Below are 15641 nucleotides of genomic sequence, written 5' to 3'. Positions count from 1 at the left end.
GCCGGCCCCCACCGTCGGATCAGCTCTCCGCGGCGAGGAGCTGGTTTACCTTGTCTTCGGCCGTCTTGAGCAGCGCGTCGATGTTCGCGTTCGGGTTGGTCAGCACCCCGGACATCGCCGCGTCGAGCACCGCGTAGATCGCCTGCGCGTTACGCGGTTCGCCCTTGATCGGCACCGGGTTGGCCTCGAAGAGCGCGAAGTTCGCGGTGTCGACGTTCGCGTTCGCCTTACGCAGCTCGAGCTCCTGCTTCTGCGCCTCGCTGCCGCCCGCGAAGAGCAGCGGCTGGGGCAGGCCGACCGGGTAGTTCTGCGGCTTGGCCCGGACGTAGTCGAACTGGCCCTTGCCGGGCGTCAGCTTCTGGTAGGCGATCCACTTCAGACCGGCCTTGACCTGCTCCGGAGAGAGGCCCTTCTTGAAGAAGTAGCCCTCGCCGCCACCGAGCGTCGCCTTCGCCGGGCCGTCCTGGCCGGGCAGTGGTGCCATCGCCCAGTCCTGGAACTTGCCCTGGAACTGGCTGACGATCGCCTGGGTGGCGTCCGGCGCGCCGATGAACATGCCCACCTTGCCGGCGGCGGCGTTGGTCAGCAGGTCGCCCCACTGGAGCAGCTGGCGGCTGCCCATGCTGTTGTCGCCGTACCGCATGTCCTTGAGGTTCTGCAGGACCTGCTTGCCCATCGCGTTGTTGAAGTCGGCCTTCTTGCCGTCCTCGGTCAGCACCTGCCCGCCCTGCGAGTAGAGCAGGGAGGTGAAGTGCCAGCCGCCGGTGTTGCCGGCGCTGTACTCCGAGTAGCCGGCGATCCCGTTGCCGAGCGCGGAGATCTTCTTGGCCGCCGCCCGGACCTCGGGCCACGTCTTGGGCGGGTTGTTGACGTCGAGCCCCGCCTGCTGGAACAGGGCCTTGTTGTAGACCAGGCCCATCGAGTAGTTCTTCGCCGGGACGGCGTAGAGCTTGCCGCCGTCGCTGAAGACCTCCTTGAGCGCCGGGTCGACGCTGTCCCAGGTGGGGACCGTGTCCTTGTTGGCGTACTCGGTGATCTCCATCGCCTGGCCGGAGTCCAGCACCTGCTGGAGGTCGGTCATGTACCCGTAGAACAGGTCGGTCACGGTGCCGCCGGCCAGGCGGGCGGTGAAGTCCGGCGGGTTGTTGCACTGCTCGCCGACGCTCACGCTCTTGATGACGATGTCGGGGTTCTGCCGCTGGAATTCGGCGACGTCGTCGTTCCAGTTCTTCAACAGCTCTTTCTGGGAGCCGACCGGCTGGCAGTCGACGGTGACGGTGACCTTGCCGCCTGCGCTGCCTGTCGCGTCGTCGCTCTTCGTCGAACAGGCCGCAAGGCTGAGCCCCAGGCCGGCCACGAGCGCCAACGCCGCAGTCTTCCGGTACTGCGGTACGGACATCTGTCCATCCCTTCGGGAACGGTGTCTCCATGACCTGCGCTGATGCCCGGTGGTCGTCACCGCGCCGATGCGCCGTCACTGATCTGCATCTGCTGAGCGACCCGGCCCCGGGCAGCTGCGTCGGAGCCAGGTGTGAGTGGGGTCACTGTAGCCAAGCGAACTTGTCCCAGCAAGGTATCGATCCTCGACTGAAAAGACGAGACTTCGCTCCGACAGATTTTGACAGGATCTTGGAAGGCGACCGAGTTGCACCTTTGGGCCCGATTGATGCCTGCCGCGGTCACCGGCAAAGACGGAACGGCCGCCGACCGCGGGCAGCGGTCGACGGCCGTTCCGTCGTCTCAGGAGGGCGGGGCGGTCCCCCCGGGGTCAGCGACCGGGGGCGGGCGCGGTGGAGCCGCGTACGACCAGCTCGGGCTCGAACAGCAGCTCGTCGTGCAGCACGCCGGCACCCTCGATCTGGGTCACCAGCAGGTCCACCGCGGCCTGCCCCATCGTCTCGATCGGCTGCCGCACGGTGGTCAACGGCGGGTCGGTGCAGGTCATGAACGCGGAGTCGTCGAAGCCCACCACCGACACGTCGGCCGGCACCGCACGACCCAGCCGCCGGGCGGCCCGGATGGCGCCCAGGGCCAGCACGTCGCTGGCGCAGATGATGCCGGTCACGCCGCGCTCGACCAGCTTGGTCGCGGCGACCCGCGCCCCTTCCATCGAGAAGCTGGAGCGTTCGACGTACGCCGTGTCGTCACCCCAGCCCGCCGCCTGGGCCATCGCGTCCAGCTTGCGCCGGGACGGTACGTGCCCCTCCGGGCCGAGCACCATCCCGATCCGGTCGTGCCCGAGCGAGCGCAGGTGCCCGTACGCCTGCTCCACCGCCACCGCGTCGTCCGTGGAGACCCGGGGGAAGCCCAGCTCGTCCACACCCGCGTTGACCAGCACCACCGGCAGGCCCCGGTCGGTCAGCCGGCGGTAGTGGTCGTGCCGCGCGTCGGCGAGCGCGTACGAGCCACCGGCGAAGATCACCCCGGAGACCTGGTGGTCGAGGAGCATCTCCACGTAGTCCATCTCGGAGACGCCGCCGATGGTGCGGGCGCAGAGCGCCGGGGTGAAGCCGCGCTGGGCGAGGGACCCGGTGACCACCTCGGCGAGCGCCGGGAAGATCGGGTTCTGCAACTCGGGCAGCACCAGCCCGACCAGCCGGGCACGCTCGCCGCGCAGCTTGGTCGGCCGCTCGTAGCCGAGCACGTCCAGCGCGGTCAGCACGGCCGTCCGGGTGGCCTCGGAGACCCCGTCCCGACCGTTGAGCACCCGGCTGACGGTGGCCTCGCTGACGCCCGCCTTCTTGGCAACTTCGGTCAACCGTTTCGTCACGGCCGCAATCGTACGTCACCTCGGTGAAAGAAATGAGCAGCCATCTGCCGGGCGGTTGCGTAGCGCTGCCGCGTGCTGCCCGGCATCCGGCATCCGATGTGCGGCCCGGTCGTCAGGACATGTCCCGCAACGCCTCCTCGACCGCCCGGTGAAAGGTCGGGTACGCGTAGATCATCTGCCGGAGGCGGGCGATCGGCACGGCCGCGTGCACCGCCACCGCCAGACCGGAGAGCACCTCGCCACCGGCCGGCCCCACCGAGGTCGCGCCGATCAGCACGCCCTGGTCGGCGTCCGCGACCAGCTTGACGAAGCCCTCGTTGCCGGCCTTGTGGATCCAGCCCCGGGCCGACGACGGCAACCGGGCGAGGCCGACCTGCACGTTGACGCCCCGCTCGCGGGCCTGCGACTCGGTGAGGCCGACCGCGCCGACCTCGGGGTCGGTGAAGGTCACCCGGGGCAGCGCCCGGTAGTCGGCGCGCGGCACCGCACCGGCGGAGCCGCCCACGCCGGTGGTACCCGACGCGCCACCCGTCGCGTTCGCGGTGCCGCTGGGATCGGGCCCGCCGTCGGCGCGCCGGGCGCGGGCGAGCAGGTCGGCGACGACGATCCCCGCCTGGTACATCGCGACGTGCGTGAACGCCCCCTCGCCGGTGACGTCGCCGACCGCCCAGATCCCCTCGGTGACGTGCAGCCGGTCGTCCACGGTGAGGTAGCGCCGGCCGGCGTCCACCTCGACGGTGTCCAGGCCCAGCTCGGCCAGGTGGGCCCGGCGACCGGTCACCACCAGCAGCCGCTCGGCGGTGAACTCCGCCCCACCGGCGGCGTGCAGGTGGAAGCCGCGCCCGTCGTGGCCCACCCGCTCCGCCCGCACCCCGGTGTGGATCTCCACCCCGTCGGCGCGCAGCGCGGCGGCGGCCACCTCGGACGCCTCGGGCTCCTCGACGGCGAGCACCCGGCCCAGGGCCTCGACCACGGTGACCCGGACCCCGAACCGGGCGAAGACCTGCGCCAGCTCCAGCCCGATCGCCCCGCCGCCCAGCACCAGCAGCGACTCCGGCAGCTCCTCGACCTCGATCGCCTGCCGGTTGGTCCAGTACGGCGTGTCGGCCAGCCCGTCGACCGGTGGCACGGACGGTCTGGTGCCGGTGCCCAGCACGATCCCGTGCCGGGCCTGGAAGACCCGCTCGCCGACCCGGACCCGGCCGGGGCCGTCGAGCCGCGCGCTGCCCCGGACGAACCGCCCGCCCTTGCCGGTGAACCGCCGCACCGCGACCGTGTCGTCCCAGGTGTCGGTGGCCTCCTCGCGGATCCGCTTCGCCACCGGCGCCCAGTCGGGCCGGACCTCGGCGGTGCCCCCGAGCCCGTCCACGCGGCGGGCCTCGGCGATCGCGTTGGCCGCGCGGATCATCATCTTGCTCGGCACGCACCCCCAGTACGGGCACTCCCCGCCGACCAGGTCACGCTCGACGCCGACGACGGTCAACCCCGCCTCGGCGAGCCGCCCGGCCACCTCCTCGCCGCCGACCCCGAGCCCGATCACGACCACGTCCACCAGTTCCGGATCCGCCATCCCGCCAGCATCGCGCACCGCCCGGCGACCGGCCAGCAGGTCGCACCGGAAATCCGCTGCCCACGGACGTCCCGGCCTCCTACCGTGGCCGGATGCGCACCCGCTTCTCCGCCGTCCACGACTGCTTCACCGAACTGCTCGCCGAGGGCCGGGAGACCGGCGCCGGCCTGGCGATCTGGTACGACGGCGAGCCGGTGGTCGACGTCGTCGGCGGCGAGCGGTCACCGGGGCGGCCGTGGCTGCCGGACACGCTGGTGAACGTCTACTCCGTCGCCAAGCCGGTCGCCGCCCTCTGCCTGCTGGCGCTGGTCGACCGGGGCCGGCTCGACCTGGACGACCCCGTCGCCGACCACTGGTCCGGCTTCCGCGCCCCGGCCACCGTCCGCCAGGTGTTGACGCACACCGCCGGGCTGCCGGCCTTCCCGGTGCCCCGGCCGGCCGCCGCCGTCGCCGACTGGGACCTGCTCTGCGCCGACCTCGCCGCCGCCGAGCCCGAGTGGCCGCCGGGGTCCGTCGCGGGCGAGCACGCCTGGACGTACGGGCACCTGGTGGGCGAGCTGGTGCGGCGGGTCGACGGGCGGCCGGTGGGCCGCTTCCTGGCCGAGGAGATCGCCCGGCCGTGGCGGCTGGACCTCGGCTTCGGCCTCGGCGCGGCGGACCAGCGGCGCTGCGCCGACCTGCGCTACGGCGATCCAGGGTGGCCGGACCGGGTGGCGGGCGAGCCGGGTTCGCTCTGGGCGCGGGCGTTGGACAACCCGCCCGGCGGGCGGGACCTGTCGGTGGTGAACAGCCCGCTCTGGCGCGGCGCCGAGGTGCCGGCCGTCAACCTGCACTCGACCGCGGGCGCCCTGGCCCGCCTCTACGCGGGACTGCTCGCCGGCGGCGTCCTCGACGGCGTACGGCTGTTCAGCCGGGAACTGGTGGCCGAGGCGACCCGGGTCCAGTACGACGGCGACGACCTGCTGCTCGGCCGGCGGACCCGCTGGACCCTCGGCATGCAGTGGGAGGAGGACGGCAGCTGGGGCATGGGCGGGATCGGCGGCAGCTCCGCCTGGGCCGATCCCGGGCGCGGCTACACCTTCGCCTACGTCACGTCCCACCTGGCCGACCACGACCGGGTCGACGCCCTGACGGACGCCCTGCACTGCTGCCTCTGACCGCACGGCGGCCTGGACGGCCGGCGGCGGGAGCCCGTCACGGGGCGGGACGGACGGTCAGCGGCAAGAGCCCGTCACGGGGCGGACAGGGTCGGCGGGGCCGGGCACCAGGGCCGGCCCGGGGATCACCACCGGCGCGCCGACGGGGGTGAGCAGGGCGCGGGCGGCCACCGCCAGCCGGCGGCGCTGCGGCACCAGCGCCCGGTCGACGAAGACGTCGTAGTCCCGCGCGGCCACCTCGTCCAGGATCCCGCCGTACAGCGCGTACGCGGTGCGCATGCAGGCCTGCGAGGCGGGCGCGAGCAGGGTGATCCCGGGGGCCGCGGCGGCGTAGTGCGCCTGGGCGCGGGCCACCTCGTACGCGATCAGGTCCCGGATCCGCGCCGTGGCGCGTCCCCGGGCGCGCGCCTCGGCCAGGTCCTCGCGGGTGACGCCGAACAGGGCCAGGTCGTCGTCGGGCAGGTAGGTCCGCCCCCGGTCGAGGTCCTCGGCCACGTCCCGGATGAAGTTGGTGAGCTGGAAGGCGAAGCCGAGCTGGCGGGCCGGCTCCCGGGCCGCCGCCGGGTCGGAGCTGCCCAGGATCGGCAGCATCATGGTGCCGATCACCGCCGCCGAACCCTCCATGTAGTCGAGCAGGTGGTCGTAGGTGCGGTACGAGGTGACCGTCAGGTCCATCGCCATGCTCTTGAGAAACGACGCGAAGTCGTCCCGGTCGAGATCGAAGACGGCGATCGTGTGCAGCACGGCGGGGAGCAGCGGGTCGTCCACCGGTTCGCCGTGCAGTCCGGCGACGAAGCGGCCGGCCCAGTCGTCGAGCCGGGCGGCGCGCTCGGCCGGGGGGAGTTCCTCGGTGCGGTCGACGATCTCGTCCGCGTAGCGGGTGAATCCATACAAGGCGTGCACATGCCGCCGTTTCCAAGCGGGCAGCAGCCGGGTGGCGAGATAGTAGGTGCGGCCGTGCCGTCTGTGCAGCTCACGGCAGCGGCCATAGGCCGCGGTGAGATCGGTGTCCACCGGCCCTCCTCGTTAATCGACGCACGAATCGACGCAACTCGTAAGCCTAGGGTACGCTCGGTCACATGGCCAACGACGCAGTTGCGGGTAACTCCCTCCGCGTGGCCCCCGCCGGCCCGACAGACGGGGACGACCCGGTCCGGGCGGTCCTGGCCGCGTACACGAAGGACCTGGTCACGGCGGTGGAGGGCACCCTCGCCACCTTCCTGGCCACCGAGGTCGACGCGCTGAGGGAGATCGACGCGGCGATGGGCGGATTCGCCGCGACGGCGCGCGACTGCGTGCTGGCCGGCGGCAAGCGCGTCCGTCCCACGTTCGCCTACTGGGGGTGGCGCGGCGCGCCCGGCGGCACGGGTCCGCTGCCGGCGGTGCTGCCCGCGTTCGCCGCCCTGGAGCTGCTGCACACCTTCGCCCTCGTCCAGGACGACGTGATGGACGCCTCCGCCACCCGCCGTGGCCGGCCGACCGCGCACGTGGCGCTGGCCACCCGGCACGCCGCCGCCGGCCACCGGGGCGACCCGCGTCGGTTCGGCGAGGCGGTCGCGGTGCTGATCGGCGACCTCTGCATGGTCTGGGCCGACCGGCTCCTCGCCCGCGCGACGCTGCCGCCGGCCCGTCTGCTCGACGTCCGGCGCTGCTACGACCAGATGCGCGTGGAGACGATCGCCGGGCAGTACCTCGACGTGCTCGGCGAGAGCGACGCGGCGAACTGGTCGGTGGACCGGGCGCTGCGGGTCGCCCGCTACAAGACCGCGAGCTACACGGTGCAGCGGCCGCTGCTCTTCGGCGCCTACCTGGCCGGCGTCGGCGGCGACGCCCCGCTGACCGCCGCGTACACCCGCTACGGGCTCGCCGTCGGCGAGGCGTTCCAGCTCTGCGACGACCTGCTCGGCGTCTACGGCGACCCGGCGACCACCGGCAAACCGGCCGGCGACGACCTGCGCACCGGCAAGCCGACCGTGCTGCTCATGCTGGCCCGGCAGCTCGCCACGCCGACCCAGCGGCGCGCGCTGGACGGGGTCGGCGCCGACGCGGGGGACGCGGAGGTCGCCCGCCTCGCCGAACTGGTCGCCGACACCGGCGCGGTCGACCGGGTCGAACGCATGATCTCCGACCGGGTCGCCGAGGCGCTGACCGCGCTCGGCACCGCGTCGATCGACGAGACCGCGCGCACCGCGCTCACCGGCCTCGCGACCGCCGCCACCAACCGGCGGGCATGATGGGCAACTTCGGACAAGGAGGTGGTCGCGTGCGCACCGTCGACGGGCGTACGGACCGGGTGGTCGTCGTGGGCGCCGGGCTGGGTGGGCTGGCCTGCGCGCTGCACCTGGCGGGCAGCGGTCGGCAGGTGACCGTGCTGGAGCGCGAGCCGGTGCCGGGCGGCCGGGCCGGCCGGCTCGGCGTGGACGGCTACGAGTTCGACACCGGGCCCACCGTGCTCACCATGCCCGACCTGATCGCCGAGGCGCTCGGCGCGGTCGGCGAGGAGCTGGACGACTGGCTCGACCTCACCCCGCTCGACCCGGCCTACCGGGCGTACTACCCGGACGGGTCGACGCTCGACGTCATCACGGACACCACCCGGATGGCCGCCGAGATCGCCCGGGTCTGCGGCCCGCGCGAGGCCGACGGCTACCTGCGCTTCGTCGACTACGCCCGCAAGCTCTGGCAGTGGGAACGCGCCGACTTCATCGAGCGCAACCTGGACGCGCCCACCGACCTGCTCACCGGCAACCTGGTCAAGCTGCTGGCCGGCGGCGCCTTCCGGCGGCTTCAGACGAAGATCGACCAGTTCTTCCGGGACCCGCGCACGCAGCGGATCTTCTCCTTCCAGGCGATGTACGCCGGCCTCGCGCCGCACGACGCGCTGGCCATCTACGCGGTCATCGCGTACCTCGACTCGGTGGCCGGGGTCTACTTCCCGCGCGGCGGCATCCACGCGGTCTCCCGCGGCATGGCCGGCGCCGCCGAGAAGCACGGCGTCGAGATCCGCTACGACACCACGGTGACCCGGGTGGAGACCGCCCACGGCCGGGCCACCGGCGTGGTGACCGCCGACGGCGAGCTGGTCCCGGCCGACGTGGTCGTGCTCAATCCCGACCTGCCGGTCGCCTACCGCGACCTGCTGCCGCCGAGCCGCCCGCGCAGGCTCACCTACTCCCCTTCCTGCGTGGTCCTGCACGTCGGGTCGACCCAGGGGTATGGGAAGATCGCCCACCACAACATCCACTTCGGACGGTCCTGGAAGGGCACCTTCGATGAGGTCATCCGGCGGGGCGAGCTGATGAGCGACCCGTCCCTGCTGGTCACCAACCCGAGCCGGACCGACCCGTCGGTGGCCCCGGCCGGGCGGCACACCTACTACGTGCTCGCCCCGGTGCCCAACCTCGACCGGGCGCCGTTCGACTGGCGGGGCGACCTCACCCGGCGCTACGCCGACCAGCTCGTCGGGACCCTGGAGGAGCGCGGCTACGTCGGCTTCGGCGCCGGCGTCGAGGTGTTGCGGGCCGTGACCCCGGCCGAGTGGGCGGAGCAGGGGATGGCCGCCGGCACCCCGTTCGCCGCCGCCCACAGCCTCTTCCAGACCGGCCCGTTCCGCCCGTCGAACCTGCACCGGACGCTGTCGAACGTCGTCTTCGTCGGCTCGGGCACCCAGCCCGGCGTCGGCGTGCCCATGGTGCTCATCTCCGGCAAGCTCGCCGCCGGCCGCATCACCGGGGAAGCCTGATGGCGCTTCCCCTCGAACCCTGGAGACACCTGCCGTGACCACCCGCGAGAAGCACCTCGTCGAGCTCGTCGACGACGCCGGGCGGCCGCAGGGCGAGACCACCGTGGCCGCCGCCCACCAGCCCCCGGGGCAGCTCCACCGCGCCTTCTCGGTGCTGCTCGTCGCCCCCGACGGCCGGGTGCTGCTGCAACGGCGGGCACCGGTGAAGACCCGCTTCCCGCTGCGCTGGGCCAACTCGTGCTGCGGCCACCCGACGCCGGGCGAGTCCCTCGTCGACGCCGCCAACCGCCGGCTGCACGAGGAGCTCGGCGCCGACCCGGTCGAGCTGACCGAGGTCGGGGTGTACGTCTACTACGCCGAGGACCCGGCCACCGGTCGGGTGGAGTTCGAGTACGACCACGTCCTGCGGGGCCGGTTCCGGCCGGGCAGCCCGCTGTTGCCCGACCCCGACGAGGTGACCGAGCTGCGCTGGGTGGACCCCGTCACGCTGACGGCCGACCTCGACACCGACCCCCGCGCGTACGCACCGTGGCTGGGCGGGGTGGTGAATCGGCTGCTGGCCCCCTCGGGGCCGGCCGGCGGACCGCCGGGTCCCGCCGCCAACCCGCCCGGCCCGCCGGCGGACGACGCGTCGGAGCGGTCGGGTGGCCGATGAGGCGCTGAGCGCGGGAGCCGTCGCCCGACGGCTGGGCGTCGCCGTCACCACCCTGCGCACCTGGCACCAGCGCTACGGACTTGGGCCCAGCGAGCACGTACCCGGGCACCACCGGCGCTACACGCCGGCCGACCTCGCGCGCCTGGAGATCATGCGACGGCTCACCGCCCAGGGGGTCACCCCGGCGGAGGCGGCCCGCTGGGCCCGCCGGGCGCCGGACGCCGTGCCCGCCGACGCCGCCGTACGCCCACGGGCGCGCGCCGTCGCCGGCCGGGACGGCGGCGGGTCGACGATCCCCGTCGGCCGGGCCGGACCGGCGGCCCGGGGGCTGGCCCGCGCCGCCATGCGGCTGGACGCGGTCGCGATCGGCGAGACCATCGCCCGGGCCGTCCAGGCGGACGGCGTGATCGCCACCTGGGACGGGCTGCTGCGCTCCGTGCTCGCCGGCATCGGGGAGCGGCACGCCGCCACCGGTGGCCTGGTCGAGGTCGAGCACCTGATGTCGCGCTGCGTCTCGGAGGCGTTCGCGGTGGCCGCCCGGACCGGCGCGCCCGCCGGCCCGCCGCGCATCGTGCTCACCTGCGCCGACGAGGAGCAGCACACCCTGCCGCTGGAGGCGCTCGCCGCCGCGCTCGCCGAGGCCGGGGTCGGCTACCGGATGCTCGGCGCCCGGATGCCGCTGCCCGCGCTGCTCGAGGCCGTCAACCGGACCGGGCCGGCCGCCGTGGTGATCTGGTCGCACACCCGGGCCACCGCCGACCCCACCCAGCTCAACGCCCTGCTCGCCGCGCCCCGCCGGCCGCTGCTGGTGCTCGCCGCCGGGCCGGGCTGGCTGGCGGACTCGCTGCCCGCCGGGGTGGTGCGGCCGGTCGACCTCACCGAGGCGGTCTCGCTGGCGCTCGCCCTACGCGACTCCCTGGACCAGGCGACGACGGACTGACCGGGGGTGCCGGGGGCGGAACGCCGTCCACTAGCGTCGGGAGGTCCGCCGACCCCGACCCCTCCGGGAGCGAACGATGCGCGCACGCGCCGTGCTGGCCACCGCGCTGGCCCTGCTCCTCCTCGGCGGCTGCGGCGACGGCACCGCGACCGGTCGGCGGGCCGCCGGCCCCGAGCCTGTCGCCTCGGCCCCGCTGCCGGCCGAGCCGGCTCCGTCGGCCACCCCGCGACCGACCCGCAGCGCCCCGCCCCGGCCCCTGGTCCGCCCGCTGCCGGCGAAGCTGCCGGCGGGGTTGCGCCGCACGACCGGCGTACGGACCGTGGCGTTGACCTTCGACGACGGGCCCGACCCGGCCTGGACACCGAAGGTCCTCGACCGCCTCCGGGCGGCCCGGGTCACCGCCACCTTCTGCGTGGTGGGTACGCAGGCCCGACGTCACCCCGAGCTGGTCCGACGGATCGTGCGGGAGGGCCACCAGCTCTGCAACCACAGCTGGAACCACGACCTGGACCTGGCCCGGCGGCCGGTCGCCGACATCCGGCGGGACCTCGTCCGCACCAACGCGGCGATCCGGAAGGCGGTGCCGGGCGCCAAGGTGCCGTTCTACCGGCAGCCGGGGGGCCGGTGGACGCGGGAGGTGGTGACCGTCGCCGGGCAGCTCGGCATGCGGTCGCTGCACTGGAACGTCGACCCGCAGGACTGGGGCAAGCCGACCGCCGCGACGATCGCCAAGCGGGTACGCGCCGCGGCCCGGCCCGGCTCGGTCGTGCTGCTGCACGACGGGGGCGGCAATCGGGCGGCCACGCTGGCCGCCTGCCCCCACCTGATCACCGACCTGAAGCGCCGCTACGGCGTCGCCCGGCTCCGCTAGACCCCTCTGACCTGCGGCTTTGTACGCCGTTGTGGCTAGGGCCATACCGGTTTGGTCGAGGGACCGACCATCACGTAAGCTATCCAAGCCTCCGGCGGGGCCGGATGGGAGCAAGTCCGCTTGAAGTTGCGAGTGTGCAATGATGGCGGGGCCGCCCTCATCGTCTAGCGGCCCAGGACGCCGCCCTTTCAAGGCGGTAGCACGGGTTCGAATCCCGTTGGGGGCACGGTCCGGCTTCAGCCGGAGGCAACAAAGCTAGGTCCTGTGGAGCAGTTGGAGTGCTCGCCGCCCTGTCAAGGCGGAGGTCGCGGGTTCAAGTCCCGTCAGGACCGCCAGCGCAGAACGCCGCGCCCTGCGCGGCGTTCTGCGTATCGGGGCATGTGACCCTCCCGGCGGAGAACCCGCCGTGCGGGTAGCATGAACCGAGCAACACGGCCAGGTAGCTCAGTTGGTACGAGCGTCCGACTGAAAATCGGAAGGTCGGCGGTTCGACCCCGCCCCTGGCCACATAGCCTTTCGCCGGGCTACTGAAGCGCCGACCAGCGGTAACGCCGGTCGGCGCTTCTGCGTGCGGGGTGGGTCCGCGAGGCCCGGGAAGGAGCGCCGTGCCCACCGTCGACATGCCCGCACTGCACGAGCGGATCGTCACGAGCATCTGCGCGACGATCCGCCCGATGCTCGAGCGACGCGCATCGGAGGAGTTGTACGCGGTGGCGCTCACCACGGACAGCGACGTCATCACGGTGAACCTGCTGGCGCACACCGAAGAAGCCCTCGATGCGCTCGTCAAGGCCGACGACGCGTACGCCGACGGCTACCGCTGGTGGCCCGACGAGTGGGCCGTTGCGGACGACCACGGGACCCCCGGGCACGGTGTCGAGTCGTTGGTGCAGATCAGCCGGGACATGTTCGACACCCACCTCTCCCTCGGCGACGACGACGAGGCGTACGGCGAATGGCGCGTCCGGGCACGCGCGACGCTGGAGGCCGCCCTGGGCGACCACCGCGTCCGGGCGGGCATCGCCGTCGTCAACTCCGCCTGGCACCCCGTGCTGTTCGTGACGGACACGGACGGGAACGCACACCTCACGGTACGCAGCATCGACCTCCTCAACGCCGGCCACCCGAACCCCGACCTCGTCGCTTCCGCCCGCGACTTCTTCGACGAGACGGGCGAGGGCTGACGACCGCCGGCAGGTAGCGGCGCGCTCGGACGATGCCGACCGGCGACAGTGCCGACGCCTGAGGTCGCACGCGACCCGCACCTGCCCGCGGTGCTGCTCGTCGGCCTGGTCCTCAACGCCGTCCGGGGTTGCTCGTGGGCGGTGTCGCCCCGTTCATGCCGGTGCCTGGCGCCGGAGCAGGACGAACCATCCCGCCCCGGTCACGGCGAGGAGAAGCGCCACCACGAGCAGGGTGCGCCCGGCCAGGAGGGGCATGGGAACGAGAAACGGTGCCTGCTGGACCAGCAGGCACGCGCCGAGCAGCGCCTGGCCGCCGCCGACGCGGACGGGTTGGGACCGCTGGCTCGCCGTCGGGCGGGCGACCCGTACCCACGCCGGGGGAAACCGTCGTGACACGGCGACACGCACGCCGAGAACGATCAGGGCCAGGCTGAGGAGCACGACCACGAGGCGCGCGGCGATCCACACCGGGTCCGGATCACTCAGGCTCATGCGGCCCATCATGCAAGGGGGGTCAAGGTCGCAAGCGGCCCCAGCTCCGTCTACACGGCCGCGCCTGTCGGGGGTACGCAGTACGGTCCCGCCATGGCAGCCAGAATCAGCCTGACCCTCGACTGCGAGGACGCGAAGCTCCTCGGCCAGTTCTGGAAGACGGCGCTGGGTTACGTGGACGAGCCGCCGCCCGCGCCCTTCCGGACCCGTGCGGAGTGGCACGCGAGTTTCCACCTGCCGGAGGACGACCCGGTGGACGACGTGGCGTGGCTGTGCGATCCCGACGGCGTCGGGCCCGCGCTCTCCATCCTCAGGGTTCCCGAGCCGAAGACGGCGAAGAACCGACTGCACATCGACGTCCGGGTGCCGGGCCACGGCACCCCCGACGAGCGGTGGGCGCGGATCAGAGCCGAGGCCGAGCGGTTGGTGCGGGCGGGCGGGACCGTCCTGGAGGAGTTCACCGGGCACCACGTCGTCATGGCCGACCCGGAGGGCAACGAGTTCTGCGTCGCCGCGACCTCGGCATGACGGCGTCTGCCGTCCGCCCGCCCCGAATTCCGTCGACGGACGGATCCGGGGCAGCGGTGGGCCGCTCGGCTCTGCCAGGCTGATCACCGACCCGCCCTGGTTCCACCTGCTGCGGGCCGGCACGGCGGGGAAGGGGGACGGAGCGTGGCCGAGCAGTCGACCGCACGGTCGGCGCCGGCCGCACCGCGGGTGGTGAACTCGGGGCGCCTGGCGGTGGGGCAGATGGTGGTGGTCGGCGCGATGGCCGCCCTGTTCCTGCGCGGGACCAACGGCGGCCCGTGGGTGCTGCTCGCCTTCGTCGTGAGTGTGCACGCCTTGCTGCTCGCCGGCGTGGCGGTGCTGATGACCGTGACCTACCTGCTCGGCACGCTCACCCGCCACGGATCGCGGCTGACCGAGAGCCCCGGCCGCCGGTGCGGCTGGACCCTGCTCGTCTGGGTCGGCGGTGCCGCACTCGTCGGCTACGGGCGTGCCGCCCTCGGCCACCTCGGCTTCGAGCCCGACCGGCACCCCGTGGTCGGTCACTGGTTGCTGGGCCTGGGGGCGGCGCTGGTGGTGGGCCTCTTCACCCGGTCACGACAGGTACGGATCGCCTCCGCCGCCACCATCGCACTCTTCGTCGTGGTCACGGTCGCACTGCGAGCCCTCGGCTGACCGTCCCGGCCGCCGTGGCCGACGAATTCGGTTGCGGCGGGCGCCCCCGCTGCGGTTGTGTGCGGGCCATGCCGACGGACCGTGTCGACTCGTACTTCATCTGCGGCACCCCGCGCACCGGCAGCTCGCTCCTGCTCGGGTTGCTGGAATCCACCGGTGTCGCCGGTCGCCCGCAGGCCTACTTCCGCTCCCCGGACGAGCCGCTGTGGGCCGACCGGTGGCAGCTTCCCCGTACGGCGGACGGCGGCTTCGCCTACGCGGACTTCGTCCGGGCCGCGCTCGCCACTGGCCGGACCGAGAACGGCGTGTTCGGCGCGAAGCTCATGTGGGGAACGCTCGAGGAGGTCGTCGCGAAGCTCGCGGCGGTCCATCCCGACCTCGACGGCGACGACGTCGCACTCCTCGGCCGGGCGTTCGGCCGCACCGGCTTCGTCTTCCTGCGACGCGACGACGTGCTGGCACAGGCGGTGTCGCGGCTGCGCGCCGAGCAGACCGGCAGGTGGTTCGTCGGCGGCAGCGGGGAGATCAGCGGCGACGCCGGCAACGGGCAGACGCCCCGCTTCGACGCGAACGGCATCAGGCACTACATCGAGGAGATCCGGGAGCACAACGCGGCCTGGGCGGCGTGGTTCGCCTCGTGGGGGATCCAGCCGCACGTCGTGCGCTACGAGGAACTGGCCGAGGACATGGTCGCCGCCACGTACGGCGTCCTCGAATTCCTGGGGCTCGACGTGCCCGAGGACGGCTGCGCCGTCGTCGCGCGTCACCAACGCCAGGCCGACGAACTCAACCGGCAGTGGATCGCACGGTATCGGGCAGAGGTGGCCGACGCCTGATCCGTCGACCGGGTCAGCGCCGCTGCTGGCGGTGCTGGGCCACCCCGCCCTGGATCGCCTCCCAGACGCTCCGGCCGGCCTGCCTCAGCGTCTCCCCCGCCTGCTCGGCGAGCTGGGCCGCGCTCGGCGCGCCGCCACCGCCACCGCCGCCGCCACGGTTCTCGGGCTGCCCGCCCTGCCCGCCCTCGGCCGGGCCGCCCGACGGCTCACGCCGCCCGGTCTCCGGCCCGCCGCCGGGCCCG

The 15641-nt window shown here is 73.6% G+C and carries 15 protein-coding genes, 3 tRNA genes and 1 pseudogene; 13 read left to right on the top strand and 6 right to left on the bottom strand.

Annotated elements, in window-relative coordinates; all coding sequences use genetic code 11:
- Positions 1-19: 19 nt before the first annotated feature.
- From ACFHW0_RS27825 to ACFHW0_RS27815, 3 genes are all read right to left on the bottom strand, one after another.
- The gene (locus ACFHW0_RS27825) at positions 20-1399 is read right to left on the bottom strand and encodes an ABC transporter substrate-binding protein (protein ID WP_416612315.1); all 1380 of its coding nucleotides are present in this window, start codon (positions 1397-1399) and stop codon (positions 20-22) included.
- Positions 1400-1768: 369 nt separating this feature from the next.
- Positions 1769-2770 carry a LacI family DNA-binding transcriptional regulator gene (locus tag ACFHW0_RS27820; protein WP_416612313.1) on the bottom strand — a complete coding sequence of 334 codons (1002 nt, stop codon included), beginning with the start codon at positions 2768-2770 and terminating at the stop codon, positions 1769-1771.
- Positions 2771-2882: 112 nt separating this feature from the next.
- Positions 2883-4340 (bottom strand): dihydrolipoyl dehydrogenase family protein, encoded by a 1458-nt coding sequence (locus tag ACFHW0_RS27815; RefSeq protein WP_416612310.1) that lies wholly within the window; start codon positions 4338-4340, stop codon positions 2883-2885.
- A 92-nt stretch (positions 4341-4432) separates the two neighbouring features.
- Between ACFHW0_RS27815 and ACFHW0_RS27810 the strand changes: the two genes are divergently transcribed.
- Entirely contained in the window at positions 4433-5497 is a 1065-nt protein-coding gene (locus ACFHW0_RS27810) for a serine hydrolase domain-containing protein (RefSeq protein ID WP_416612308.1), read from the top strand.
- A gap of 57 nt (positions 5498-5554) precedes the next feature.
- On the opposite strand, the gene ACFHW0_RS27805 is transcribed toward ACFHW0_RS27810, so the two are convergent.
- Entirely contained in the window at positions 5555-6511 is a 957-nt protein-coding gene (locus ACFHW0_RS27805) for a phytoene/squalene synthase family protein (protein WP_416612306.1), read from the bottom strand.
- Positions 6512-6576: 65 nt separating this feature from the next.
- Between ACFHW0_RS27805 and ACFHW0_RS27800 the strand changes: the two genes are divergently transcribed.
- From ACFHW0_RS27800 to ACFHW0_RS27760, 9 genes are all read left to right on the top strand, one after another.
- The gene (locus tag ACFHW0_RS27800) at positions 6577-7731 is read left to right on the top strand and encodes a polyprenyl synthetase family protein (protein WP_416612304.1); all 1155 of its coding nucleotides are present in this window, start codon (positions 6577-6579) and stop codon (positions 7729-7731) included.
- A complete protein-coding gene (gene crtI / locus ACFHW0_RS27795) occupies positions 7731-9239 on the top strand; it encodes a phytoene desaturase family protein (protein ID WP_416612382.1) in 1509 nt (502 codons plus the stop codon). Before ACFHW0_RS27800 ends, crtI begins: the two co-directional genes overlap by 1 nt.
- 34 nt (positions 9240-9273) lie before the next feature.
- Positions 9274-9894 (top strand): isopentenyl-diphosphate Delta-isomerase, encoded by a 621-nt coding sequence (gene idi, locus ACFHW0_RS27790; protein ID WP_416612302.1) that lies wholly within the window; start codon positions 9274-9276, stop codon positions 9892-9894.
- Positions 9884-10834, top strand: coding sequence for a MerR family transcriptional regulator (locus ACFHW0_RS27785; RefSeq protein WP_416612299.1), 951 nt, complete (start codon positions 9884-9886; stop codon positions 10832-10834). The genes idi and ACFHW0_RS27785 overlap by 11 nt, the downstream gene beginning before the upstream one ends.
- A gap of 76 nt (positions 10835-10910) precedes the next feature.
- Complete coding sequence (locus ACFHW0_RS27780; RefSeq protein ID WP_416612298.1) at positions 10911-11705, top strand: polysaccharide deacetylase family protein; 795 nt, start codon at positions 10911-10913, stop codon at positions 11703-11705.
- A 153-nt stretch (positions 11706-11858) separates the two neighbouring features.
- Positions 11859-11931: transfer RNA gene (locus ACFHW0_RS27775), tRNA-Glu, on the top strand.
- Between the two features lie 32 nt (positions 11932-11963).
- A tRNA-Asp gene (locus tag ACFHW0_RS27770) sits at positions 11964-12040 on the top strand.
- A gap of 98 nt (positions 12041-12138) precedes the next feature.
- A tRNA-Phe gene (locus ACFHW0_RS27765) sits at positions 12139-12212 on the top strand.
- 98 nt (positions 12213-12310) lie between these two features.
- On the top strand, positions 12311-12889 hold the full coding sequence (locus ACFHW0_RS27760) for a DUF4303 domain-containing protein (protein WP_416612296.1): 579 nt from the start codon (positions 12311-12313) through the stop codon (positions 12887-12889).
- Between the two features lie 153 nt (positions 12890-13042).
- On the opposite strand, the gene ACFHW0_RS27755 is transcribed toward ACFHW0_RS27760, so the two are convergent.
- Positions 13043-13381 (bottom strand): hypothetical protein, encoded by a 339-nt coding sequence (locus ACFHW0_RS27755; protein WP_416612294.1) that lies wholly within the window; start codon positions 13379-13381, stop codon positions 13043-13045.
- Positions 13382-13474: 93 nt separating this feature from the next.
- Between ACFHW0_RS27755 and ACFHW0_RS27750 the strand changes: the two genes are divergently transcribed.
- From ACFHW0_RS27750 to ACFHW0_RS27740, 3 genes are all read left to right on the top strand, one after another.
- Positions 13475-13909: a VOC family protein gene (locus ACFHW0_RS27750; protein WP_416612292.1), complete on the top strand. Its 435-nt coding sequence runs from the start codon at positions 13475-13477 to the stop codon at positions 13907-13909.
- 144 nt (positions 13910-14053) lie between these two features.
- On the top strand, positions 14054-14563 hold the full coding sequence (locus ACFHW0_RS27745) for a hypothetical protein (RefSeq protein ID WP_416612290.1): 510 nt from the start codon (positions 14054-14056) through the stop codon (positions 14561-14563).
- Between the two features lie 68 nt (positions 14564-14631).
- Entirely contained in the window at positions 14632-15399 is a 768-nt protein-coding gene (locus ACFHW0_RS27740; RefSeq protein WP_416612288.1) for a Stf0 family sulfotransferase, read from the top strand.
- Positions 15400-15412: 13 nt separating this feature from the next.
- Here ACFHW0_RS27740 and ACFHW0_RS27735 read toward each other — a convergent pair.
- Positions 15413-15641, bottom strand: a pseudogene (locus tag ACFHW0_RS27735) (hypothetical protein); the annotation flags it as partial.

It is taken from the genome of Micromonospora sp. LOL_025, from assembly GCF_048060285.1.
In the GTDB taxonomy this organism is placed as follows: domain Bacteria; phylum Actinomycetota; class Actinomycetes; order Mycobacteriales; family Micromonosporaceae; genus Micromonospora.
Note: the sequence above shows the minus strand (reverse complement) of the source record. Positions and strands in the feature narration are given on the sequence as shown.

Bases quoted from the DNA above. Each gene is read 5' to 3' on its own strand.
- crtI (WP_416612382.1), top strand. From the start codon at position 7,731: ATGGGCAACTTCGGACAAGGAGGTGGTCGCGTGCGCACCGTCGACGGG.
- ACFHW0_RS27755 (WP_416612294.1), bottom strand. From the start codon at position 13,381: ATGAGCCTGAGTGATCCGGACCCGGTGTGGATCGCCGCGCGCCTCGTG.
- ACFHW0_RS27815 (WP_416612310.1), bottom strand. From the start codon at position 4,340: ATGGCGGATCCGGAACTGGTGGACGTGGTCGTGATCGGGCTCGGGGTC.
- ACFHW0_RS27780 (WP_416612298.1), top strand. From the start codon at position 10,911: ATGCGCGCACGCGCCGTGCTGGCCACCGCGCTGGCCCTGCTCCTCCTC.
- ACFHW0_RS27750 (WP_416612292.1), top strand. From the start codon at position 13,475: ATGGCAGCCAGAATCAGCCTGACCCTCGACTGCGAGGACGCGAAGCTC.
- ACFHW0_RS27810 (WP_416612308.1), top strand. From the start codon at position 4,433: ATGCGCACCCGCTTCTCCGCCGTCCACGACTGCTTCACCGAACTGCTC.
- ACFHW0_RS27800 (WP_416612304.1), top strand. From the start codon at position 6,577: ATGGCCAACGACGCAGTTGCGGGTAACTCCCTCCGCGTGGCCCCCGCC.
- ACFHW0_RS27825 (WP_416612315.1), bottom strand. From the start codon at position 1,399: ATGTCCGTACCGCAGTACCGGAAGACTGCGGCGTTGGCGCTCGTGGCC.
- ACFHW0_RS27740 (WP_416612288.1), top strand. From the start codon at position 14,632: ATGCCGACGGACCGTGTCGACTCGTACTTCATCTGCGGCACCCCGCGC.